General features: G+C 33.1%; 1 protein-coding gene. It reads left to right on the top strand.

The genetic code is table 11. The annotated features are described in order from the left end of the window. Positions 1-46 precede the first annotated feature (46 nt). Positions 47-466, top strand: coding sequence for a DUF3592 domain-containing protein (locus WA340_RS05995; RefSeq protein WP_336127879.1), 420 nt, complete (start codon positions 47-49; stop codon positions 464-466). The last annotated feature ends 99 nt before the right edge of the window (positions 467-565 follow it).

The raw sequence follows: 565 nt of genomic DNA, 5'->3' as shown, positions 1-565 counted from the left end.
TCATAGCCGAGACCGTTGTAGGTAATTTGACAACCCAAGAAACTGAATGGAAAACTTAATTGGAGCAATTGTCTTTTTAATAGTTGGAGGTGGATTTTTATACGCTGGATTTGACGTTCGGAATTCAAATCGTAGAATACAAAGAAGTGGAATTAAAACTAAAGGTAAAATAATTGACTTTATAGAGGAACGTAACAAAGACGCTGACGGAAATTCACATATCTATCACTTTCCAGTTGTTCGATTTAGAGACAAAAACGGAATTGAAACAACCCAAAAGTTGGACTCAAGTGCGAATCCAAAACGGATAAATGAACCGATTGATATTATTTACTTGAAAAAGGATAACGAATACGAAATAATGATAAATAGCGAGTTCTGGAAAACCTATTTTCCAATGATTTTTATAGTTGGTGGATTTTTATTCTCTGGAATCGGAATTCTATGGTTGATTAACAAAATATGAATAAAAAACTACCTACAACATTGTATAAATTCAATTGCGGCTGAATTTCCTACGGAAATTCATTGCAATTTTCTATCTTTCAGCTCAATCGGAAAATCG

The sequence above is a fragment of the Mesoflavibacter sp. CH_XMU1422-2 genome (assembly GCF_037029245.1).
Taxonomy (GTDB): Bacteria; Bacteroidota; Bacteroidia; order Flavobacteriales; family Flavobacteriaceae; genus Mesoflavibacter; species Mesoflavibacter zeaxanthinifaciens.
The sequence above is the reverse complement of the archived record's forward strand: the minus strand, read 5'-3'. Positions and strand labels throughout refer to the sequence as shown.

Coding starts and splice junctions, on each gene's coding strand:
- WA340_RS05995 (WP_336127879.1), top strand. CDS start 47: ATGGAAAACTTAATTGGAGCAATTGTCTTTTTAATAGTTGGAGGTGGA.